The sequence below is a fragment of the Streptomyces sp. NPDC005438 genome, from assembly GCF_040606315.1.
GTDB lineage: Bacteria > Actinomycetota > Actinomycetes > Streptomycetales > Streptomycetaceae > Streptomyces.
This window is the reverse complement of the sequence record NZ_JBEXEP010000010.1, coordinates 155,226-179,312: the sequence shown is the minus strand read 5'-3', so window position 1 is coordinate 179,312 and position 24,087 is coordinate 155,226. Positions and strand designations below refer to the sequence as shown.

Below are 24,087 nucleotides of genomic sequence, written 5' to 3'. Positions count from 1 at the left end.
CGCGTCAGGACCGCACCGCCTGGGGAAGTTCGTCCGCCAGCTTGGCCAGGTCCCGCGCGTCGCCCATCGAGCAGCGCAGTACGGGTAGCTCGGCGATGTGCCCCAGAAACTCGTCGACGGTCGGCGGCGCGAGCCGTCGCGGAACGGGAACCTTCAACCAGTCCTCTCCGTAGAGGTTGTCGTCGACAGAGAAGCAGTTCCTCCCCACCACATCGGCGACGTGTTCCGGTGAGGCCGGTTCCAGGTGGTACTCCCCCTCAGGGTCGATACGGGGCAGGAGTACGCCCGCGAGCGGAGCGTTCGGTACCACTCGGACGCCGAGGTACCGGGTCACCTCCCGACAGCTGAGCTTCAACTTGTCCTCGCCACAGAACTGGTCCCAGTCCGACCCCTCGGGAGGAAGGCCAGCACGGGGTTTCCAGGTGGCGAAGTCGGTCACCCCCATCACGTCCAAGGAACCCTTGTTGACGGCCAAGGGGAGCGGGCAGGCCGTCACCTCGTAGCGGGACTCCACCCGCTCCAGATGAATGCGGTCGTTGCCGATCCAACCCGCTTGGGGCAGCAACCGGGACAGGGCGACGGCGGTCGTGGACTTGCCAGCCCCCGAGTCGCCGATCACCAGGTATGCCGAGCCGTCCATGACGAAGCCCGAGGAGTGCAGTATCAGCGAGCCCTCGGCCGTCGCCAGCCGGGTCGCCACATCGCGCAGGACACGGGTGAGCCACCGTTCGCCCAGACCCGTACGAGGTCGCATGAGCGTGGCGCGGCCCTCGCTGCGCACCAGAGCCGCGAGCTCGTCGGATTTGACGTCCTTCAGGGTGAAGACGCTATGGGAGGCACCGTCGAAACGGGGCAGTCGGTGGCCCCGGGTGAGTTCGTACTCGCCCGGGGTCTCCCGACTGGCCACCCGTCGAAGGAGTTCACGGATGTCGGCCGGGTCGCAGTCCAGATCGACGACCGTCAGATCTGGCTCGCGGTCGGGCGTCGTCTCGAAGGTGCCCAGCATCCCCGGGGGGTAGAAGGTCTCCGAGACCAGGTCGTTGGCCGCCGCCGAGGCGGTGACGACCTTCACCAGGTGCCCACGGACTTCGAAGTACCGTCGCATCGCGTCGTCCGGTTCGCCGGCCACGAGGTGGCTGAACGTCATCAGTGCTCCACGGAAGGGTTCGGTCGTTCAGGAGAAGGGGCATTGTCGGGCGGTCCCCCGGCGGAACACCGTCCAGCTGGTGAATCCAATCTCCTCAAGGACGGTGACCACTTCCGGGTACTGGTCGCAGACGCGTTCCGGCACGTGCGCGTCGGAGGCGAACGTGATCGGGACACCGAAGTGGTGCGCGCGCTCCAGGAGGTCGAACTCGGGGTACCAGCCCCCGCACTGCTTGGTGTTCCCCGAGGTATTGATCTCCATCACGGCTCCCGAGTCCCTGATGGCCAGCAGCATCTCGTCCGCCGCCGCCGGAGCGGGGACGTCGGCCAGGGAGGGGAAGTTGCCCTTGAGCGCGTCGATGTGGCCGATCACGTGGAAGAGCCCGGACCGGGCGCACTCGGCCACCGTGCGGAAGTAGCGGTCTTTGACGGCGGGCACCTGATCCTGAGGGAGGGACTCCCAACGCGTCACGTCGAAGATGTCCCGGCCCTCGAACATGTGGACCGACCCGATGACGTAGTCCAGGGGGTACTTGCCGAGTTCCCTCGTGTAGGCGTCCATCTCGCCACGGAAGAAGTCCGCCTCGGTGGAGACCAGGATCTCGATGCTGTTCTGGAACTCTTCCTTCAACGCCAGGGCTTCGGCGATGTACGAGGGGAACTCCGACTTCGGCATCGCCACCGGGGGCAGGGCGTGGTCCTCGTCGGCGGCGAACATCGGTGTGTGATCAGAGAGGCCTAGGACCGTCACGCCCTTGTCGAGTGCCTCTGTGACGTAGTCCCGCAGTGTTCCAGTGGCGTGGCCACAACGGTAGTGGTGGGTGTGCAGATCGATCATGTCAGACCGCCAGGTATCCGCCGTCGACCGGGAGGTCGGCTCCGGTGATGAAACTCGCCTCCGTGGACAACAGGAAGACGATGGGTGCCGCGACCTCGGCCGGGTCCGCGAACCTTCCGAGAAGGAACTTGCCTCCGTTCTCCGGGTCAGCTTCGGCGGTGGCCCGGTCGAGACCGAGGACCTCCCGGTGGAAGCGCTCGTTGTTGGCGTTCCACACGGTGCCGGGACTGACGGAGTTGACCCGTACGCCCCGGGGCGCCAACTCCTGAGCGGTACAGCGGGTGAAGCCGAGAACGGCCGCCTTGCTGGTGTTGTACGTCAGATACCCCTGCTGCGCGATGTGCGCGGAGATCGACGCCATGTTCACGATCGCGGCGTTGGCGTCCCGCTCGGGCAGCCCGGCCACGAACTCCCGGATCACCAGGGAGAGTCCCACGATCGTCGGGTCGAGCACCGCGTGCCAGTCGCCGGGGGTGGCCTCAAGACCCTTGAAGACGAAACCGGCGGCAAGGTTCGCCAACAGTGTCGGTCGCGGCCAGTCGACGGGCAGATCAGTGAACGCCGCCTTCACGGCAGCGGCATCGCTCACGTCACCGACCACCAGGTGCGCCGCGTATCCCCGCCGCCTCCACTCCTCGACCACGGATTCACCGTGCTCCGCGCTGCGGTCGTAGACGACGACACGGCAGCCCTCCGCACACAGCCTCTCGGCAACCGCGGCGCCAATGCCCTGAGCGCCCCCGGTCACCACTGCGGTGCGTCCGGCGAGTCCGCGCGAAAGGTCGGTCATATCTGGAAGCTCCTTCTCTCGGATGTCCACTGCCCCACACGGTCAAGGACTTCGTCGCGACGGAGGTTCTCGGTCGCACCGTGCGGTGACACCTGCTCCCCTGAGGATTCGCGGAGGTTTTGATCCGTGGCCAGAGCGGTGACGGTCGACGCCGGAACCCCGCGTCCCTCCAGCGACCGACCGAGCGCGGTGGCCTCCATGCCCGCTCCGTCGGCCGCGCTGAAGTAGCGCCAGACCTGGAACATCGCCTCCAGGTGGCCGGCTGACAGGTGCACCCCGTTGCTGCCTTCGGAGAGCCTGATCCCCTCGCGTTCCGCCGCCAGGTGCACGGCGCCTCGCAGCGAACCAGGCTCCGCCGCCGTGGGGTCGAGCGTGCCGAGTAGCCCGGAGCGCAAGTCGGCGATCTCGCGGGAACTGTGGCACTCGATCAGGGCTACCAGGGCCGACGGCGCACCGTAGCCAGCGGCCAGGGCCGGCAGGAACCCGTTGAGAACGGTCACAAGGCACCCGTTCACCTCGACTGGCGCAGCGTACGAGCCCGATCCGAGTCGGTGTACTCCCCGTTCACGAAAGCGCTCGTCCAGGGTCGTCGGGGTCAGGTGGGCGTCGTGGGCCAACGCCTCGAAGGCACCGAGCACCTCAGTGGCTCCGGTCTCGCCCTGGAGTGTCGCGAGTTCGCCGTGAGCGGCGGTGGTCAGCGCCTGAGTGCCGTCAGCGGCCACCCGGTGCAGTCGCGGGTAGTGCAGCAACAGGCCACCCCGCTGGGCGAAGTCCCGTGCGGGGACGAGAACGCAGCGTCGCGCGGTCGCCTCTCCCTCGGCCAGCACCCGCAACACCTCGGTGAGTACGGCTTGGGCGGCGGTACCGGTCATGACCTCGGGTTTGACCATCGTGACGAAGTGGCTGCCGCCGTCCGGTACGGCATCCGAGGGGGGTCCGGTGTCCTGGCGCCGCTCCGTACGGGCCACCTCGGAGAGGAGAGCGCGGACGTGTTCCCCAGTCACCACAGGGTGATGCCCTTCTCGATCAACTCGACCGTAAGGTCGTCGGTGCTGGCGACGGCGGCTTCCACCAGGGCGCCGACCTCCGACTCGGTTCCGTGCGCGGTGGTCACGACCACCTCGTCAGGACGCTCCAACGGAGCCTCCTTGGAGGTGAAGACGTGCACCTGGGCCGGACCGCCGAACTTCTCGTGCACCTGTCGCGCCAGGCGCATGGCCATCACGTTGTAGATCTTCCCGGTGTGGTCCAACGGGTTCTTGCCGGCCGGCGCCTCGATACTCATCGGGCGCATGGGGGTGATGAGTCCGTTGACCCGGTTTCCCCTGCCGACCACCCCGACGTCGCCGGTGTCGGCCACGGAGCCCAGTGCGGTGAGATAGGGGCGCCCGTTACGGTCGGTCGCGTTCATCAACATGCTGAAGCGCCCGATCCCCCGGGCGTCGACGAACTCCTCCAGTTCGGTCTGGATGGTCCGCTTGCGCGCCCAGTACTCGTCCATCGAGCCGATGTGGGCGGCCAGGAACGGCATATTGACAATGAGGCTGAAGGTGTCGTCCCGGCGGCTGCCGAAGACCTTGACGTCCCAACCAGTGTCCTGGTGGCGCTGTTTGAAGTCCGAGCCGTTGACCAGGTTCTCCAGGCCCTGTACGACGCCTTCCAGCCGTGACAGCGGGGCGTAGCCGTGCAACAGGTTGGTGTCGTTCGAGACCAGGCCCTCGCAGCGGAGCGGTACCAGGTCCCGAGCGGAGGCCGGCTGGTACCGGGAGACCCCACGGCCGGATCCCTGATGATCCACCACACCCAACTCGACGACCAGGTGGCGGTCGGCCTGGAACCCCGTGGTGACCTGTTCCAGCACGTCGGCGGCGGCGCGGAACATAATCTCTCGAACCGGGATCTCCACGTCGCCGACCCGGAAGGCGGCCTTGCCGAAGACCTTCACCCGGTACGGCGAGGTGAGTTCGCCCCGTCCGTAGTCGATGTCCGCGCCACCGCCGTACAGGGTGACCTTGTCGAACCAGTGGTGGGCCACACCGCCGAACTCCCGGAGGCAGTGTTGGGAGTAGTAGCGGGACACGCGCTCCGCGATGGCGTCGCACATAGTGTCTGGATGGCCGACCCCCTTCCTCTCCACGAGTTCGTAGGGCAGGTCCTCGACGGAGCGTGACTCCCGTTGTATCGCCAGCATTGAGCCTCTCTTGTGAGTGGGGGGCTGCGGACGCCTCAGGAGGCGAACTTGGGAAGGGCGGTCTGCGCCCGGTACTCGGGCTGAACGTCGTCGGGAGCGGCCCTGGCGGCACGTACGACGGAGGCGAAGGGCCCCGCCGCGTTCGGGGTGCCCTCAGCCGTGAGTCGGGGGGCGATCTCCGCCTCGACACCACGCTTCGACAGCCTCGTGGTGCTCGCGGAACGCCCATGGGTGTCCTCGGCACACTCGGGGACGGTGGTCGCCATGGCCGTGCCGCCGAGGTCCGTGTGCCGGTGGCCGCTGGCTTTCTCACACATGGGATCAGGTGGCTGAGCCGTTGACTCGGCCTGGCCGGGGCGAGCCGACCAGCTGGAACCCCGCGCCGGATCCCCGACACCAGCGAGTGCGACGCGTATCGGTTCCATGGGCGGGCTGTTCCTCTTTGGTGTCCGGGACGACTTGATCTGAGCGGTGCCGGAGCAGCCTATGATCACAGAGGGGGGCACGGAAAGTGGGCCCGGCAGGAGGGGCTGCCCGCGAGGGACCCCTGGTCTTCGGGTACATGGACGCTCAACACCTCGAAGCGGAACCGTCGTTGATATCCCGTCAACGGATCGGCCGCTCAGCCGGACTGAGCCGGCCGGTTCGATTCAGGGCCTCGGCAGTCGCTGGTTCAGATATTCCGCGAGACATTCCGCCTGCCGCCGTACGTCACGGAAGTCGTACCGGAAGCGGAAGGTCGGCAGGGCGGTCAGCGCCTCGCGCGTGCGGTCGGTGCCGCCGGGTGCAGGTTCATGACGGAAGATGTTCAGGTGCTTGTTCGGCAGCGACAGAACGTGCCGGTCGAACAGGTCACCTCGCTCGGACGCCCTCACCGGCTCCAGCACACCCTCCCCCGGGGCGTCGGTGAGGCCGAGGTGGACGATCGCGCGCACGTCGGCCGACCGTCCGACCCGGGTGTCGAGCACGTCGGCGTACTCCCACGGGTACAGCAGGGCCGTCCCATGGGGCTCCACTCCCGATTCACGCAGTCGCACCAGGGTCCGGTTCGCGGGATGCGACAGCGTGGCTCGCACGGCCTCCGCGCGGTCGGTACCAAGAAGCAGGTCCAGGGTGTCGAGCCGCACCGAGATCGAACGCGGCCAGCCCATACCCGTGACACCCGCCCCGTCAGCGTCGGCCGTCAAGCTCACGTCGTCGTTGCACACCATGAGCCCTGACCCGTTGAGCACACTGGCCATGATGAGTGAGGTCTTGCCCGAGCGGCTCCCCCCGACCAGTGCCACTCCGGCTCCGTTCAGTTCCACTATGCCCGCGTGCAGGAACACGTCCCCGCGCCGGCTCGCGGTGGAGCGGTGGATCGCCCTTGTCGCTCGCAGAAGGGACTGGGTCACCCATGCCTCACCTCGCGGAGCGAGGTGGTAGAGCCTCCGGTCAGCGTGGTCGACGGCGTAGTCCACGGACACCTCGCCCTGTGCGGTGACCGACTCCCGCACCGCGTCGTCAGGAGGCGTGCCGTGAGTGCGGTCCGTTACCTCCCATTCGGCCGTGTCGACGGCCCCCTCCTGGAGGGTGAAGTACGGGGCGACGAGTTGCTCGACCCGTTTGGCCACCGACTCGTCGCACGTCAAGCCGGTACGGGTCGACTCCGAACGAACGGTGTACCTCCGTTCGGAGCCACTCACACCTACCGGTACCGCCATGTCGTGTCCCCGCTCCCGTGCGCACTCGTCACCGTCGCTGCCTGCGTCCAGCCCGACGGCGCCACTACCGGCTCCAACGTACCCACGAGCAAGGCGCGTTGACGCGGGTGGGGCCGGCCCGTTCCCACCACGACCGCTGGCTCCCTGCTGGTGAGGCGCCCTCAACTTTGCAGTCACCCACTGAAGTCCGGGTCGACCAACGGACCAGTGGTGTCCCATCCGAGCTCGCCGAGGCCACGGAAGAACCGGCCGTTGGTCCGGCCCGCGGGGAACGACAGCAGGCGCACCAGGTCGGCCGCGGCGGGTGCGGGATCGTTCGGCGCGTGGTCGGTCCCCATGCCGGTGCGGATCCAACCGGGGCAGAAGGCGAAGCTGGCCAGGTCGCCACCGCTGTCCGCGAAGTGCCGTGCCACGGTCAGGCTCAGGGAGTTGAGTGCCAACTTCGACGAACGGTAGGCGAAGGAGGCCCCGTCAGCGTCCTGGAGACGCCCCATCCCCGAGGAGACGCAAACGACGCGGCCGTGGGCTCGCGCGATCATGTCGGGGGCGTAGCTCAGGGTGAGGTGCGTGGCACCGAAGACGTTGGCCTCGAAGGTGTCCCTCAGGTCGTCGACGGAGAGGGAGAAGAGGTCCCCGTATCCGCGCCTGGGATCGTCGAGGTAGACACCCGCGTTGTTGACGAGCACCTCAACGTCCTCGAAGGGGAACAGGTCCCCGGCGATGGGCTTGGTCAGGTCGACGACCTGGTAGTCGTCGAGAGCGTCGTTGTCGGGTGACGGGGAGAGCCCCACCCCGAGTACGCGGTATCCGACCGTCCTGAGTCGCTGACAGATGTGCCACCCGAGGCCACGGGAAACTCCGGTCACCAGTGCACTGGGCATGTACGTGAGGCTACTCGGTCTCCTGCCACGGTTCTCCGTTCCCCAGCCCCCACCGAATCCCCAACTCGTCGTCTAACGCCGGGTGTTCAGCGTGAGGCCGGGTCCGGTGGACGAGTGCCGGGTCAGGGACGCCACCGCCGGAGGCCTCTCGGACACCGCCCTCACGAGCCCTGATCAGGTTCAGTAGCATGAGCCCACGATGAGCACCCGGGCCGACGATTCCACACGTTCCACCACCCGCCCTACGATCCTCGCGGACCGTCTCCTCCTCCTGAGGGAGTTGCGACAGGCTGGTCGGTTGGCGGTGGGGGCCTTGGCCCTCGCTCAACTGATCACCAGCTTCGTACCGGCACTGACCGCCCTGGCGATCGAGAACCTGGTGAGCAGGTTGCTCGACCACCAGCCAACAACCCTGGCCCTGGGCCTCCTTGGAGGAGTTCTCCTGGTCGGCCGGTTGGCGCAGGTCGCCGCGACGCCTCTGACCTATCTGGTCGCACAGCGCGTCGACGCGGCCCGACGGGCCGCGCTGACCTCACTCGCATCCGGCGTGCCAGTCGAAGTACTGGAACGCCCCCGGACACGTGAACTGTTCCGATATGCGCGGGCGGATCCCGAGTTCTGGGCCGAGCGCCCACCAGGAACAGGCGCGACGGCACAACTCGACCTCCTGATCCGCTGGGTCGGTGTCCTCGCTTCCACCGCGGTCCTGGCGTCCTTCGCCTGGTGGCTTCCTCCACTGGTGATCATTCCGGCCATGATCAGCCGCTCACTGTGGCGCCGGCAGTTCATGGAGCACATCGAAATCGAACGCGCCGGAGTCCTCGCGGGAGTCGAGGCCGACCACTGGCGGCGGCTGGCGATCGACTGGACGGACGGCAAGGAGAGCCGCACCTTCGGCCTCCAGGAGTGGTCAGTGGACCGCTGGCGGGACAAGCTGTCGGCAATGCTGTCCCCCAAGTGGCGTGCCGGCCAGGGCAGCGTGCTGGACCAGTGGCAGATCGGCGCGGTTCTCGGCCCGCCGCTCATCCTGGGGTTCGGGTTGATCGTCTGGCAGGCGGGCGAGCCCGGTGGAAGCGTGGCCGCTGCCGCCGCCGTACTGGGAGCGAGCTGGTCGATCCTCAACCTGCTGGGTTTCGCCGACGCTCTGGACATCGAGGGCGCGATCCCCGGTTGCCGGGCGTTCGAGGAGTTGCGCGCCGAGATGGTCTCCCCGAACCAGGACGACCTGCGTCCGCCACTCGATCAACAGCAGGGCTCTGGGGCACCGTTGGTGCGGTTCGAGGAGGTCTCGTTCGCCTACGGCGACTCCCCCTCCATGGTGTTGGACGGGCTGGACCTCGAGATCCGGCCTGGAGAGTTGCTGGCGATCGTGGGGCTCAACGGTGCCGGCAAGTCGACACTGATCAAGCTGCTGGGCGGTCTGTACTCCCCCACCAAGGGCCGGGTAACAGTCGACGGCGTCGACATGGATCAGGTGGACCCGCGGAGTTGGCGTGAACGGATCGCCATCGTTTTCCAGGACTTCGTCCGCTATCACCTCTCGGTCCTGGACAACGTGACGATGGGGTACGCCTCCGTGCCGGTGGACCGGGAGCGGGTCGAGCGGGCGGCGGCCGAGTCTGGACTGGACCGCCTGGTGGCCGACCTGCCGAGAAAGTGGGAGACGCCGCTCGCTCGCGCCCGTGAGGGAGGGGTCGACTTGTCCGGTGGCCAGTGGCAGAAGGTGGTGCTCACCCGGGCGATGTACGCCCTGCAGAGCGGTGCCCGGCTGCTGGTTCTCGACGAGCCGACCGCCCACCTGGACATCAAGTCGGAGTTCGAGGTGTTCCAGCAGCTCGCCAAGCACAAGCAGCACGCGGGCGTCGTGCTCATCTCGCACCGGCTTTCCACCGTCCGCCTGGCCGACAGGATCGTTCTCCTCGACGGGGGGCGGATCGTGGAGTCCGGTACCCATGACGAGTTGATGTCCTTCGACAGCACGTACGCCAAGCTTTTCATCACGCAGGCTGAACGCTTCAACCAGGGCTTCGACGACCGATTTGACGAGGAGAACGTACTGTGACCGGGTACCTGCGGCTCTGGGGTGAGGTGCTCGGCCTGTCCTGGCGTCATGCCCGTGGGCTCACCGCCACGGTGTTCGGAATCGAGTCCGGGCTCGTCATCGCCAACATCGGTATCGCCCTGGCGATGCGCGCCACCGTGGACGAGTTGGTGGCCGACCACGTGCCGAACGCGATCGTGGCAGCGGTACTCGCGGCCCTGGCCTGCACCACGGTGCTGGTCCTCAACCGGTTGCACGGTCTGGTCGGGCTCTTCCTCATCGTGGAGAAGGTCGGCGTGGTCATCGAGGACCAGATGATGCGCGACATCGCCACCCTGGAGAAGATCGAGCACCTCGAACGGAGCGACTACCTCGACCGGATCACCGTGCTCAGGGGCGCGCCCAAACGGATCGTCGGCGGCATGTGGAACGCCGTACGCGCCTGCTTCACCGTCCTCCAACTCACCTTGACCCTGGTGATCCTGGGAACCGTCAGCCTCTGGTTGCTGGCCCTGCTCGCTCTCGCCGTGGCGCCACTGTGGTGCGACCGCCGGGGGCGGACCGTGGAAAACCGTGCCGAGGTCAGGACCGCCGGATCGTTCCGGCTCCAGCGGCACCTGTTCGACGTGGCGACCGACGCGGCGGCGGGCAAGGAGATCCGCACCGGCCAGGCTGGCGGACAGATCGCCCGACTTCAGGCCGAGGCCATGGCGGAGGTCACCGCCGGTCGTTACGCGGCTCGGCTGCGCGCGGCGTGGCTGCGGGCACTGGGCTGGACCGTGTTCGTGGTGGGGTTCGTCGGACTGCTCGGAGTCGTGGCACGGCAGGCGGAGACCGGCGCGGCCACCACCGGCGACGTCGTCCTGGTGGTCACGCTCACCCTGACCCTCCAGCAGACGGTGCAGGCGGCCGTGGGGCAACTCACGAGCACGATGAACGCCGGCATGTACCTGGACCCCTACCTGTGGCTCAGGTCGTACCTGGCCAAGACACGTGCCACCCAGACCGGCGACAAGGCTCCTCCCGAGCGGCTGGCCACTGGTATCCACGTCGACCATGTGAGCTTCACCTACCCCGGCACCGAGAAGCGGGTACTCGACGACGTCAGCATGGTGCTGCCCGCTGGCAGCGTGGTCGCCCTCGTGGGCGAGTTCGGGTCGGGCAAGTCAACCTTGGTGAAGCTGTTGAGCGGCTTCTACCACCCCGACGCGGGCAGGATCACCGTGGACGGTGATGACCTGCGCGGGTTGGACATCGAGGAGTGGCGACGGCGTTCCAGTGCCGCGTACCAGGACTTCGGCCGCTACCCACAGATGACGCTCGCCGAGGCCGTCGGGCTGGGAGACCTCGACCGTATCGATGACGAGGAGACGGTCTCCGAGGCGATCGACGCGGCCGACGCCACCGGGTTCGTGGAGCGCCTCCCCGACGGGAAGGACACCCGTCTGTCTCCCGTCTACGGTGGCGTGGACCTCTCGGAGGGACAGTGGCAGAAGACAGCTCTGGCCCGTGCCAGTGTGCGGGGGAACCCTCTGCTGTTCATGCTCGACGAACCGACCGCGTCTCTGGACGCCCCCAGCGAGCACGCCATCTTCCAGCGCTACATGGAACGGGCACGGCGACTGGGCTCCCACAGCGGTGCGATCACCCTGGTGGTGTCCCACCGACTGTCGACCGTGGCCGGTGCCGACCTGGTGCTGGTTCTGGACCATGGGCAGTTGGTGGAGCGCGGCACCCACGAGGAACTCCTCGCCGCGGGGGGCCGTTACAGCGACCTCTACCGTCTGCAGGCCGACGCGTACCGGCTGCGCCCTGGATCGGACCTGATTCCAGAGGTCTCCGAAATCTCCAGGTGACCCGGGTCAGACGCACTGAGGTGGAAGGGGTTCGGTGGAGTCGGGGGATGTGTACTCCACCAACTCCACCAGGAAGCCCGCCTCATGACCTGGATAGAGGAAGGCCACCCGCATACCGGGCTTCGCGCCCGCTCGCGGTTCGGGATCCAACGGCACCATCCCGACCTCCCGCAGGCGTGACAACTCCTCATTCAGGTCGTCAACTTCGAAAGCGATGTGGTAGATCCCCGGCCCCTGTCGGTCCAGGTGTTTCTGGATGACGGAGTCCTGGTGCCGCGGCTCCACCAGTTCCACCACCCCAGAGGAGGACGGCGCGTTCCAGAATCGGCAGTGCACTCCGTAATCCTGGGCCTCACCGACGTGTCCCAGGGTGAGCCCCAGTGCGGCCAGCACCTCGCCCACCACTGCGGGGCTCTCCACCGCGACGCCGACGTGGTCTATTCCTCGAATCATGTTCCCGTGTTTCCTGTTGGACCGGCGAAGTCCCGAGCCTACACGGAGTGTGTCCGGGACAGGTTTGCCGCTTTTACCTGCATGACGTCGCGGTGCCATCCGTTCCTTCCTGCCGGATCCCACGTCCCGCATACGGCCAAGGAAATACGCAGGACCTTCGAGAATTTTGACAGGAAAGAGGAGCAGGTGATAGCGTCCCGGCGCTACCCCGACATTCCGCATTCCGCTGGCATCCCACCGATGGCAGAGTAGACCTTCACCGTCTTGTTCGGATGATTTCATAAGGTTCCCCGTGCTGAGGTATAGCGAATTCTCCGGCTCCCGATCCGCCTGCCACCAAGCCACTCGGGCACAGGAACGCATGTGGCAGATCATCAGGTCAGCGCGCCAGAACGAGCACACCCTTCACCTCAAGTGGCACAGGGATGTTCCCGAAGGATATTCCCTTGATGACGTGCTGCTGGCTCTGGGAGGGGTCCTCTCACGCCATGAGGCCCTTCGCACCTTTTACCGTGAAGAGCAGGGGACTCTCATCCAGGAGGTACTGGCCGAGGGGCGGCTTCCGGTTTTCGTGTACGAGGATCCGAGCACGGAGAAGATGCCGTCCGCGTTGCCTGGAATAATCACCATGGCACCCTTCAACCACGATCAGGAACTACCGATCAGGGTGCTCGTCCTCACCTCCGGTGGAATTCCCGTATCGATCTCCTTCACCCTCTCCCACCTATCTTGTGACGGCGAGTCGATGAGGATCATCGATGACGAATTCATCGACCAGCTCACTTCACGAGATTCCGAAACGAACGATCACGGGAAGTTGCGCCAGCCGCTCGATGTCGCGATCCACGAGCGTTCCGAACAGGGGCGCAGGAGGCTGTCGGCCACCCTGGACTACTGCCGCGGGCTGCTTGAGGAAGCCGCGCCCACCTTCTTCCCGGACGGAGACGCGACGACTCCCGCCCGTTACTGGATCGGCGAGGTCGAGTCGGAGAGGCTGGCCTATGCCCTGCGTGAACTGACCACTCGTGATCGAGTCAACCGTGCGGCGGTGCTCGCCTCGGCGGTCGCGACCGCGCTCTCCTGGCGCGCCGGAGACCAGGCCGCCCTCATGCAGGTCGCGTTTAGCAACCGGAGCGCGGCGCGTGGAAAACCAGTGGGCAACTACGCCCACACCGGGCTGGCACTGATACGGCCGGCGGATTCGTTGCGGAATACGCTCTCATCAGGTGCTCCCTCGCTGCTGCGGGCCTACCGTCACGCCGACTGGAATCTCGACGGGCTGCTTGGGGTCAAGCAGGAAGTGGAGCGGGCACGCCAGGCCGACATCGACATGTCCTGCTACTTCAACTACATGCAACGCGGGCCCTCCTCCCGGACAAACCCGTGGACCGCCGCCGAAAAGGAGAGCCCACCGTCCGCCACCACGAGGACGTTCCGTTGGCTGGTTGAGAACCAGGAACAGCGGGAGGGGCGCGGCTCCCCCTACACGGGCCTGTGCCGATACTCCTTCTCGTTCTCCGCCAGGGACACCGGGAGGACGGTGATGCTCAGGGCGGGCGGGGACACGAGGAAAATGTCACCGGAGCAGTTGAGTACGGTCCTTCACCACATCGAGGAGATCGTGGTCGAGGGGCACCAGAACTGGCGTTGAACTGTGGTCCGACGGCAGGTCAGTGAATCACGGCACGGCTGCCCGAATCCATCATTCCGCATTCCCCATTGACCGGCGGCTCCCTGCCGTAGGAGAGCGAACTCCACGGCGCCGCAGGTTAGTTGTGCCCTTCCGAACGACTCTGTTAGCGTCCATTCGCCGATCTTGAGGGGAAGGGACGCACATGTCGCCTGGCTCAGTAGCCGTCGTCCACCACCACTCCACGGTGGCCCGGCGAAGAGCCCGAGGTTCCGAGGAGCGGGGCCCCTCTCACGCGGTCACGTCAGGCGCGGCCCCCCGAACACATCGAGGCGGGTACGGCGACTCATCCCCCCGGCGGGACACGACACCCCGTCGTCGGACGAGAACGTGGAACACCGGTGTGCGATCAGGGGGCGGCGTCCTCGGAAAAGCCTCCTCCCCACTCGGCGGTCGCCCAGTCAACCCGGTGACTGACCACTGGTCGGTCACGTCGTGCCGTATGTGGGGGTAGCCGTCCATGGAACTGACCGGTGCTCAACTCGGCGTCTGGAACGCCCAGTTGCTGGACCCCAGCTCCCGTGCCTTCCTGGTGGGGGACGTGCTGGAGATCTCCGGTGCAGTGAACGTCGCAGCGCTGACGGACGCCTTCCGGGCCACGGTCGAGGAGGCGGAGACCCTACGACTGCGGTTCACCGACAGCCCGGACGGGCCCCGACAGTGGGTGGACGAGGCACCGGCCATCGCACCGGAGGTCATCGACCTGCGCGCCGAAGCCGACCCGGTGTACGCCGCCCACGCCCTGGTCCGCTCCATACGAGCCGGGGAGTCCGAGCGGTGTCGGGGGATGGTCGACCGGTCGCTGTACTCCCACCAGTTGCTACGCCTCGCCGACGACCAGGTGTGGTGTGTGCAGCTCTATCACCACCTGATCGTGGACGCCTACAGCACGGTGATGCTCTCCCAACGTGTCGCGGCGCACTACACCGCACTGTGCCGTGGGGTCCGGCCTCCCGAGCACGGCTTCGGCACCATCGCCGACCTGGTGGCCGACGACTTGGAGTACCGAACCGGTGAACGGTTCGTGCGGGACCGGGACTACTGGCGTGGCCAGCTCACTCCGCTGCCCGAGCCCGTGGAGACCACCGCGGGATCGGGCAGCATCGAGAACACCGTGCTGGTGCGCGATGTCCTCACCTCTCAAGTGACAGACCGGCTCCGCGCGGTGGCGGAAGAGTCCCGCACCACTTGGGCCGAGGTGCTGATGGGCTGTTACGCGGTTTTCCTCCACCGCCTGTTGGGACGCTCCGACCTGGTCATTGCCATGCCTCTCATGGCCCGCGTCGGGCGGGTGGCATTGCGCACCCCCTCCATGGCCGTCAACATCCTTCCGCTACGCCTGTCCATCTCCAGCGGTGACCGACTCCCCGACGTCGCCCGGCGGGTCGCCCTAGCGATGCGTGCCATGCGCTCCCACCAGCGCTACCGGGGCGAGAACCTGCCACGGGACCTCGGCACGACGGAGGCCGGCGCGTTGCTGCACGGGGCAGGAGTCAACCTCAAGGCGTTCGACTACACGTTTGACTTCGACGGCGCGCCCGGCACGCTTCGTAACGTCGCCGGAGGCCCCACGGAAGAACTCGGCCTGAGCGTCACGCCAGGTCGGGCCGAAGAGCTGGTGCTGTCGTTCGAGGTGGATCGCTCAGTACACGACGAGGCGACGGCACGTCGTCGGATGGCGGCCCTGGTACGGGTGATCACCGAGCTGACTTCCACCAGTGCGCCGCAGGTGGGTGCCGTACGGCTGATGGAGGAATCCGAGGCCCTCGCCCTACGCCAGGCCCAGAGCGTCCCCGCCCCGCCCGGAACCCCAGAGCCCCTACCCACGGTGCTTGCCCGCCTGGCGGAAGAACAGCCGGACGATGTCGCCCTGGTTTACGGCGACAACCGGCTGACCTTCGCCGAACTGGCGTCGAGGGTGCGACGGCTGGCTCACGGACTCCGGGCTCGTGGCGTCGGCCGTGACGACGTGGTGGCTCTGGCACTGCCCCGGTCGCCGGAGTTGGTCATCGCCCTGTTGGCGGTGCTGGAGTCGGGGGGCGCCTATCTGGCGCTGGAACCGGAGCATCCGGCCGCCCGTCTCCGGGCGGTGCTGGCCGACGCCCGGCCGGCGTTGGTGCTGGGCACCGAGCAGCAGACGAAGGCAGTTCCGGGTGCCGTTTCCGTGGAATCCGTCTTGGCCCGGTCCGACGAGCCGCCGCTCGGGGTGGTGGACCACCACCCCGAGCAACTCGCCTACCTGCTCTACACCTCCGGTTCCAGCGGTACCCCCAAGGGGGTGCAGGTGCGTGCGAGTGCCCTTGCCGCCCTGCTGCACCATCACCGCGGCACCCTCTTCCGGCGAGTGAGTGCCACTCACGCCCGGGTCGCCCACACCTACTCCTTCGCGTCGGACTCCTCGGTCGACTCCCTGCTGTGGCTTCTGGGCGGTCACCAACTGCACCTCTACTCGACCGATCTGACCAGGGACGCCGAAGCGTTGGTTCACCGGATACGGCGGGACCGTGTCGATGTGCTCGACGTGACGCCCTCGCTGGCCGCCCAGTTGATCGACCACGGTCTGCTGGACGGGCCGCATCGACCGGCCCTCTGCCTCCTCGGTGGTGAGGCGGTCCCGCCCACACTGTGGCGTCGCTTCGCCGACTCCCGGACACCGGCGTTCAACATGTACGGCCCGACCGAGAGCACCGTGGACGCGGTCTGGGGGTCAGTGGAGGGCGACACTCCCCGGATCGGTCATCCCCTGGCGGGCACCCGCGCCTACCTGCTCGACGCAGCGCTCCACCCGGTTCCCGAGGGGGTGGTCGGGGAGCTCTACCTCGCCGGCCCGCACCTGGCACGCGGATACCACGGGCAGCCTGGTGCCACCGCGTCCGGTTTCGTCGCCGACCCGTACGGTCCGCCCGGTACGCGCATGTACCGCACCGGTGACCGCGCCCGTTGGGTGGCCGGGCAGGGGTTCGAGTACCTGGGAAGAACAGACGACCAGGTGAAGATCCGGGGCCACCGCGTGGAGTTGGGCGAGGTAGAGCGCGCCCTGTCCGACGTCGAAGGGGTCACGGACTCCGCGGCCGTCATTCGTACCGACACCGGGGTCTCCCGGCTCGTCGGCTACGTGACCGGGACGGCGACGCCTCAGTCGATCCGCGAAATAGTGGCGGCACGCGTACCCCAGCACATGGTGCCGGCTGTGGTGGTCGTCATGCCACGGCTTCCGATCACCGCCAGCGGGAAGCTTGACCGGGGCGCTTTGCCCGCCCCGTCCACCGACCTGTCGGGACGGTCCGCTGGCACGCCGGCAGAACGGGCGCTGGGCGAGAGCGTGGCGGAGGTGCTCGGTCTCGAACGCGTGGGTATGGACCACGACTTCTTCGGCCTGGGCGGGGACAGCATCGCCGCGATCAGCATCAGCGGGCGCCTGCGCAGACGAGGCTACGAGGCGCGGCCCCGCGAACTGTTCGTACGACAGAGCCTGGGGGCCCTGGCGGCGACCCTTCGGCCGGCGCCCACCGAACCGGCCCCGGTCCCGGACGAGCCCACGGGCCCGGTTCCGGCCCCGCCGATCGTGCGCTCCCTATTCGAGCTGAACGGCTCCCCTGACTGTCTGGTCGGCTACGCGCAGTGGACCCGGATTCGGCTGGACAAACCCCTGGACCGCTCCGCTCTGGTCACCGGGCTTCAACGGATCCTGGACCAACACGACACGCTACGCCTTCGGCTGACCCCGGAGGGAGAGTTGGCCGTCCGAGGCCCGGGGAGCGTACGCGCGGTGGACCACGTGGTGGTGGCCGACACTGACGAACGGATGGACGAGCGGCTGGCCGCCCAACTCGACCCCCGGCGCGGCGATCTGGTACGCGTGGCACTCGCCGAGGAGCGATTGGTGATCGCCGTGCACCACCTGGCCATGGACGGGGTGTCCTGGCGGGTGCTGCTGTCCGATCTGCACACCGCCTGTCACGACGGAGAGTTGCGACCAGCCGGCCACTCCTGGCGGCGGCACGCGCTCACACTCGTAGAGGAAGGCACCACCGGCGCGCGACGCGGCGAACTCCCCCACTGGCGGGGGCTCGTCGGGAGGCCTACCGCACCGCTCGGCTCACGCCCCCTGGACCCACGCGTCGACACCACGGCGACCGCCATCCGCCGGCGTACCCTGGTATCCGCCCAGGTCACCCGGTTGCTGCTGGAGACCCTACCGGCCGCCTACCACACCGGGCCCGACACGGTCCTGCTCACCGCACTCGCCCTCACCCTCGCCTCCTGGCGCCCCTCCACCCCGGACGCGCCCACGGTCACCGTCGAGGGTCACGGCCGCGACCACTCCGCTCTGGACCTGTCACGCACCGTCGGCTGGTTCACCAGCGAGCACCCGGTACGCCTCCCGGTGTCCACGCTCAGCTCGGTTTCGGATCTCGCCCAGGCCCTGGCCGGAGGCGCCACCCTCGGCAGGCTCCTGCGAGCGGTGAAGGAAACCCTGCGCGCAACCCCGGACCAGGGGATCGGCTTCGGTGTGCTCCGCCATCTGGACCCCGAGACGACGGACGAACTCGCCTACTGGCCTGAGGTCGTTCTCAACTACCTCGGACGCTTCCAGACCGAACCGGGCCCCGGCTGGCACATGCCCGGCCAGGACGCCTTCCACGTGGTGGAGCCGTCCCGGATGGCTCTCGCCCAGGTGCTCGCGGTCAACGCGTTCGTCCACGAGGAGGGCGCGCCCCAGCTGGCCGTGGAGTGGACGGCCGCTGGTCTGGTCCTCGACGAGGTCCGACTGGGCGAGCTGTGCGACCACTGGTCGCTCGCCTGCGAGGCACTGGCCGCTCACGCCAGCCGAGGTGGCGGCGGGTTGACCCCCTCCGACTGCCCGGACGCGGGGGTGGACCAGCACGCCATCGACGCGCTGGAGCGCCGTCACGGCCCCCTGGCGGAGATCCTTCCTCTGTCCCCCCTCCAAGAGGGACTGCTGATCCACGCGGTACGGGACTCGGTTGAGGATGTCTACACCCTCCAAGCCCGTTGCGAACTGGAAGGGACGGTCGAGCCCGCGAGGCTGGAGGACGCTCTCGCCGGACTGGTACGACGCCACCCCAACCTGCGGGCGGCCTTCCACTACTCCGAACTCCCCCAGCCGGTACAGGCCGTTCCAGCACTGGCGACGGTGCCACTGCGGACCGTAGACCTGCGCGCACTGCCGGAACGCACGGCGCTGCGGGCGGCCGACGACCTGGAGGACGAGGCCGCCCGACACCGCTTCGACCTGACCCACCCACCGCTCCTGCGCGCGCTGTTGGTGCTGCTGCCCACCGGTCGGCACCGCCTGGTCCTCAACACCCACCACATCCTGGTGGACGGCTGGTCCACCCCCGTAGTGCTCCGTGAACTGATGCGGCTCTACCACGGGGACGGCGACAGCCTGCCCACACCCACGCCCTACCACCGCTACCTTCGGCTGCTGTCCCAACAGGACGTCACGCTCCAGCACGCGGCCTGGCGCGAACGGCTCGCCGGACTGTCCGGGCCCAGCCTGCTGGTGCCGTCATCAACACCGGGTCAGGGACCGCGCGAGGAGGCCCCCAGGATCACCGTTGCGCTGACGGCGGGAGACACCGGTGCGCTGACGGAAGTGGGCCGCCGGCGGGGGGTGACCCTCAACACGATGGTCCAGACCGCCTGGGGCTCGGTGATCGCCGGGGAGGTCGGCTCACCGGATGTGGTGTTTGGTACCCCGGTGTCCGCACGCCCGTCCACTCTCGACGGTGTCGAGCAGATGGTGGGTCTGTTCAGCAACACCGTGCCGGTACGAGTGACGTCACGTCCCGGCGAACCCCTGCTGGAGGCGGCGGCCCGGCTCCAGCAGGAGCAGACCGCCGTCAGCGACCACGAGCACACCGGGCTCGCCGACATCGAGCGACTGGTTGGTCTCGGGCCGCTGTTCGACACCCTGCTGGTGTTCCAGAACTTCCCCGACGACGGCAGTCGACAGCCCGTCACCGATACGGTGCGCCTGATCGGTGTTACCAACAGGGACGTCACCCACTATCCACTGACCGTCTTCGTCCAGCCCGGCGACCAGCTGTCGCTGGTATGCGACCACGACCCGCGTCTGATCCCCCAGGAGCGCGCGGAGGAACTGGTCCGCCGACTCGCCTCCCTGCTGGTCAGCCTGGCGTCCGACGAGCTGTGGCCAGTGCCCTCGCCGTCGACCTCAGTGTCCGCAACCGCCAGCGAGGGATTCGTATCCGCGGGCGAACAGGCCGTTCCGCCGGTCGCCGGGGACGTGCCGGAGCAGTTGCTAGCCACGATCTGCGCCTCGGCCGCCGAGGTACTGGAACGCCCGAGGGTCGCCCCGGACGAACGGTTCTTCGCGCTGGGCGGCCACTCGTTGACCGCGATCCGACTGGTCGGCAGACTCCAACGGGACGGCGTACCGGTTCAGGTTCCCGAGATCTTCGAGGGCGGTACGCTCCGCCAACTCGCCGCCCGTATCGCGTCACGACTCGACGGGCCCCGTACTCCGGCATCCGGGGAGCCCCGGCGGACACCCGCAGCGCCAGAAGCGGCGGCGAATCCCCGGTCGGCCGACTCCCGCCCCGACGAGATCGCGATGGCTCTCACCACCGACCAGCGCCGCCGTCTGGACAGGCTGTGCCCGACCTGGACCTCGGTACTGCCGCTGGGACCGCTCCAGGAGGGTGTCTACTACCAGTCCCTGGTGAGTTCGGATCAGATCGACGCCTACATGGTGCAGCAACGGTTCGAGTTCGGTCGGCCAGAGGACGTGGATGTCGCCGCGCTCCGTACGGCCGCGGACACCATGCTGCGCCGCTACCCGAACCTGCGCGTCGGCTTCACCCACGAGGGATTCGACCAACCCGTGCAGTTCGTGCCCGAGACAGCGACGATGCCGTTCCGGGAGGTGAACCTGCGCGGGACGTCGGAGCGGGACGTGTCCGCTGTGGTGACCGAACTGAGTGAGCGGGAGTTCGGTGCCGGGTTCGATCTCAGCGCGGCTCCGTTGGCGCGGATGGTGCTCGCCTGGTTGCCCGAGGGCCGGGCGACCCTCGTGGTCACTCAGCACCATCTCCTCGTCGACGGCTGGTCGTTGACGGTGTTCTTCGCCGAACTCTTCGATCTCTACGCGCGGGCCCGCGACGGCGATCTCGAACCGGAGGCCGTACTGCCGCCGCCGGCGGACTTCGGCGCATACCTGCGCTGGATCGACGGCCTGGACCGCCAAGCGGCCGAGGCCGCCTGGCGCGGCTACCTGGCCGAGCTCACGGCCCCCACCCTGGTCTCCGAGCTGTCCACCGGAACAGCCAGCGGTGGCGGGCGGGTGCTGCCCACCTACCAGCGGCACCGGCTGGACCCGGACACCAGTGCCGCGCTGGCACGACTGGCCGCCGACCTGGAGGTCACCCTCTCCACCGTGGTCGCCACGGCCTGGGGCCTGACCCTGCGGGCGATGACCGGTGCGGACGACGTGGTGTTCGGCTCCGCGGTGTCTGGACGTCCAGGCGAACTGCCAGGAGCGGACCGCATGGTGGGCCTGCTGCTCAACACCGTACCCACCCGGATTCACGCCCGGGCGAACCGGTCTCTGACCGAACTGGTCCGTTCAGTCTTCGTCGACCAGGGCACACTGAGCGCCCACCACCACCTTGGGCTGGGGCGAGTGCAGCGGGCCGCCGGGCACCCCACCCCGTTCGACTCCGTGTACGTGTTCAACCGGACCCTGTGGAGCAGTCAGGAGCGCAAGGACGCCCTGGCCCGTGCCGGGGTCAGCGCCCGGCACGTCACTGACAGCACCCACTACGCGCTGACTCTGGACATCCACGCCGGTGACGCGGACGCGCCCTTGAAGATCACCCTGGAGAACCGGCCGGACCTGGTGGACGACCAATCGGCCGCGAGGTACCTGGAGCGGTTCGTCGGGATCCTCACCCACCTCGCGACGAAGCCTGAGGGCACCGTGGCCACCACCTCGGGCTTCGATCAGCCTGCCTGGCTCGCCCCGGCGAGGGTCGGGGTACCGGCGCCAGGCCGTCCCGGAGGCAGCGTCGACGCGCTGTTGCGGGAGCGGGTCGCGGCTGCTCCCCGTCAGGTGGCGCTGGTGAGTGGGGAAACCCGGCTGACTTTCGCGCAGTTGGGACAACGTGTGGACGCGCTGTCCCGGGTGCTCGCCCATCACGGTGCGGCGCCCGGCAGGGTAGTGGCGTTGGCCCTCCCTCGTACGGTGGACCACGTGGTGAGCATCTTCGCGGTGTTGCGTACTGGCGCGGCCTATCTCCCGCTGGATCTCGCCAACCCGCCGTCGCGTTCCGCCGAGTTGCTGGACGACAGTGCCGCCAGTCTGTTGGTCACCCACGGGTCTCTCCCGTCGACGGGGAACGTACCGACTGTGCGGCTCGACGACCGGAGGGTGGCTGAGGTGCTGGAGGGGCGGAGCGCGCCCCCACCGGTCCCTGAGGATGCCGTGGCCGGTCCCCTGTCGGCCGACGTACCCGCCTACGTGATCTACACCTCCGGTTCCACCGGTCGGCCCAAGGGTGTGGTGGTGGGGCACCGGGGGCTGACCGCGATGTACCACAACCACCTTCGGGAGATCTTCGAGCCGACGGTTCGGCGGTCCGGCCTCGACCGTCTCCGGGTCGCTCACACCGTCTCGTTCTCCTTCGACATGTCCTGGGAGGAACTGCTGTGGATGCTGGCCGGCCACGAGGTCCACGTCATTGACGAGGAAGCCCGCCGCGACCCAGTCGGCTTGGTGGACCACTACCGGCGCACCGGCGTGGACGTGGTGAACGTGACGCCCTCCTACCTCCAAGAGTTGCTGGCCGCCGGCCTGTTGGACGGGGAGGTTCACCCCCTGCTGGTGATGCTTGGCGGCGAGGCCGTGCCCCCGGCCTTGTGGACCCTGCTGCGCGAACAGAAGGGAGTGGAGGGTTACGACCTCTACGGGCCGACCGAGTTCACCATCAACGCCCTGGGTTCGGCCACCGCACGCGCCCAGCTGCCCTGTCTGGGCCGCCCGGTGCGCAACGCCCGGCTGCGGATCCTGGACTCGGGACTGCGGCCGGTTCCCCCGGGTGCCGTCGGCGAGTTGTACCTGTCGGGTGACGGGATCGCCCACGGATACCTGGGCCGCCCGGGACTGACGGCCGCCCACTTCCTCGCGGATCCCTTCGACGGTTCCGGTGGCCGGATGTACCGCACGGGCGATCTGGTGCGGCTGCGCCACGACGGTGAACTGGAGTACCGGGGACGGGCCGACGGTCAGGTCAAAGTGCGGGGAGTCCGGGTGGAGTTGGGCGAGGTGGAGTCCGCGCTGACCCGCTGCGCGGCGGGGCGCCAGACCGCTGCGGACGTACGCGGCGGCCGGTTGGTCGGATACGTGGTGGGCCGGGAGATCGACTCCGACGGGTTGCGATCCCGGCTGCGCGAACACCTTCCATCCCACCTGGTGCCTGCCGCCGTGGTCTCCCTGGCCAGGATGCCCCTCACCGCGAACGGCAAGCTGGACCGGGGCGCGTTGCCCGACCCGCCGCACCAGTCCCGGGGTGGGAAACCACGCTCCGAGCAGGAGGCAGCGGTGTGCCATACCTTCGCCGGGGTGCTCGGCCTGTCCGAGGCCGGGCCGGACGACGGATTCCTCGACCTGGGCGGTGACTCGCTCACCGCCATGCGGCTGGCGACGGCGCTGGTACGGGACCTCGGCCTCGCCGTACCGGTGCGGGCTCTGATGGCCAACTCGACGCCGCGCGAGGTAGAGCGGGGAGCCCACGGCCTCGAGGGGACCGAGCGGCTGCTGTGGCTACGGCGCGAGGGTGAGGGGGAACCGTTGTTCTGCCTCCTTCCGGTGGATGACGTTTCCCCAACGGATGACCTGGCCTCCCGGTTGTCGGCCCTCACTGACGCCCTGCGTTCCCCCCGACCGGTGGTCGTGCTGCGTCCTCCGTCACGAGGTGGGGAACCATCAGCCGTGGCCTGCGGGGACAACGTGACCGAGTGGTGTCTCGGAGCCATCCGGGAGGTCCAACCGGATGGCCCCTACTACCTGTTGGGCTACGCCTCCGGCGGAAACCTCGCCCATGCTCTAGCCGCCCGGCTTGAGGACAAGGTCGCCTTCCTGGGAGTGGTCGACGCGCCGCCGCTTCCGGGACCTCACGACACCTCGGGCCCCGGACAGCCCGCCGACCGGACTTCACACCTGGCGGTGGAACACCGTTGTGCCCTGTGTACACCTGCGGGGAAGCCCTCCCGTGGTCCTGTTCCCGCTCGACGAGTGGTGGTGTTCGTGGCCTCCGCCGAGCCCGGCGCGGCACGGCTGGCTGACGCCTGGCGGTCCACCCACGAGGACGTGGCGGTCCACCGGGTCGCCCTGGACCACGACGGCATGGTCTCCCCGGAGGGATTCGCGGCCGTCGCACCCCTCGTTGACGTCGAACTCGGCACGGGGCCACCGGAGTCGATTCGATGAGCGAAACGGCACGGTCGGTGC

Annotated in this window: 13 protein-coding genes; 4 read left to right on the top strand and 9 right to left on the bottom strand. The window is 68.2% G+C overall.

The window, feature by feature from the left end:
- Positions 1 to 4: 4 nt before the first annotated feature.
- The 8 genes from ABZT14_RS21135 to ABZT14_RS21100 form a co-directional block, all read right to left on the bottom strand.
- Positions 5 to 1,147 carry a hypothetical protein gene (locus ABZT14_RS21135; protein WP_356305028.1) on the bottom strand — a complete coding sequence of 381 codons (1,143 nt, stop codon included), beginning with the start codon at positions 1,145 to 1,147 and terminating at the stop codon, positions 5 to 7.
- Between the two features lie 27 nt (positions 1,148 to 1,174).
- Complete coding sequence (locus tag ABZT14_RS21130; RefSeq protein WP_356305026.1) at positions 1,175 to 1,984, bottom strand: histidinol-phosphatase; 810 nt, start codon at positions 1,982 to 1,984, stop codon at positions 1,175 to 1,177.
- 1 nt (position 1,985) lies between these two features.
- Entirely contained in the window at positions 1,986 to 2,774 is a 789-nt protein-coding gene (locus ABZT14_RS21125) for an SDR family oxidoreductase (RefSeq protein WP_356305024.1), read from the bottom strand.
- The gene (locus ABZT14_RS21120; protein ID WP_356305022.1) at positions 2,771 to 3,778 is read right to left on the bottom strand and encodes a hypothetical protein; all 1,008 of its coding nucleotides are present in this window, start codon (positions 3,776 to 3,778) and stop codon (positions 2,771 to 2,773) included. The genes ABZT14_RS21125 and ABZT14_RS21120 overlap by 4 nt, the downstream gene beginning before the upstream one ends.
- Positions 3,775 to 4,965, bottom strand: a complete 1,191-nt coding sequence (locus tag ABZT14_RS21115) for a methionine adenosyltransferase (RefSeq protein WP_356305020.1) — start codon at positions 4,963 to 4,965, stop codon at positions 3,775 to 3,777. The genes ABZT14_RS21120 and ABZT14_RS21115 overlap by 4 nt, the downstream gene beginning before the upstream one ends.
- Before the next feature lie 35 nt (positions 4,966 to 5,000).
- Positions 5,001 to 5,282 carry a hypothetical protein gene (locus ABZT14_RS21110; protein ID WP_356305018.1) on the bottom strand — a complete coding sequence of 94 codons (282 nt, stop codon included), beginning with the start codon at positions 5,280 to 5,282 and terminating at the stop codon, positions 5,001 to 5,003.
- A gap of 333 nt (positions 5,283 to 5,615) precedes the next feature.
- A complete protein-coding gene (locus tag ABZT14_RS21105; RefSeq protein ID WP_356305016.1) occupies positions 5,616 to 6,596 on the bottom strand; it encodes a hypothetical protein in 981 nt (326 codons plus the stop codon).
- 245 nt (positions 6,597 to 6,841) lie between these two features.
- Positions 6,842 to 7,549: an SDR family NAD(P)-dependent oxidoreductase gene (locus tag ABZT14_RS21100; protein ID WP_356305014.1), complete on the bottom strand. Its 708-nt coding sequence runs from the start codon at positions 7,547 to 7,549 to the stop codon at positions 6,842 to 6,844.
- Positions 7,550 to 7,862: 313 nt separating this feature from the next.
- Here ABZT14_RS21100 and ABZT14_RS21095 point away from each other — a divergent pair, with 313 nt between their 5' ends.
- Positions 7,863 to 9,611 carry an ABC transporter ATP-binding protein gene (locus ABZT14_RS21095; RefSeq protein WP_356305012.1) on the top strand — a complete coding sequence of 583 codons (1,749 nt, stop codon included), beginning with the start codon at positions 7,863 to 7,865 and terminating at the stop codon, positions 9,609 to 9,611.
- On the top strand, positions 9,608 to 11,446 hold the full coding sequence (locus tag ABZT14_RS21090; protein WP_356305010.1) for an ABC transporter ATP-binding protein/permease: 1,839 nt from the start codon (positions 9,608 to 9,610) through the stop codon (positions 11,444 to 11,446). The genes ABZT14_RS21095 and ABZT14_RS21090 overlap by 4 nt, the downstream gene beginning before the upstream one ends.
- A 6-nt stretch (positions 11,447 to 11,452) precedes the next feature.
- Here the strand turns inward: ABZT14_RS21090 and ABZT14_RS21085 are convergent, their stop codons facing one another.
- Complete coding sequence (locus tag ABZT14_RS21085) at positions 11,453 to 11,899, bottom strand: VOC family protein (RefSeq protein WP_356305008.1); 447 nt, start codon at positions 11,897 to 11,899, stop codon at positions 11,453 to 11,455.
- A 292-nt stretch (positions 11,900 to 12,191) separates the two neighbouring features.
- On the opposite strand from ABZT14_RS21085, the gene ABZT14_RS21080 reads away from it, so the two are divergent.
- Together ABZT14_RS21080 and ABZT14_RS21075 are read left to right on the top strand one after the other, a co-directional pair.
- The gene (locus ABZT14_RS21080) at positions 12,192 to 13,550 is read left to right on the top strand and encodes a condensation domain-containing protein (RefSeq protein WP_356305006.1); all 1,359 of its coding nucleotides are present in this window, start codon (positions 12,192 to 12,194) and stop codon (positions 13,548 to 13,550) included.
- 499 nt (positions 13,551 to 14,049) lie between these two features.
- On the top strand, positions 14,050 to 24,066 hold the full coding sequence (locus ABZT14_RS21075) for an amino acid adenylation domain-containing protein (RefSeq protein WP_356305004.1): 10,017 nt from the start codon (positions 14,050 to 14,052) through the stop codon (positions 24,064 to 24,066).
- Positions 24,067 to 24,087 lie beyond the last annotated feature (21 nt).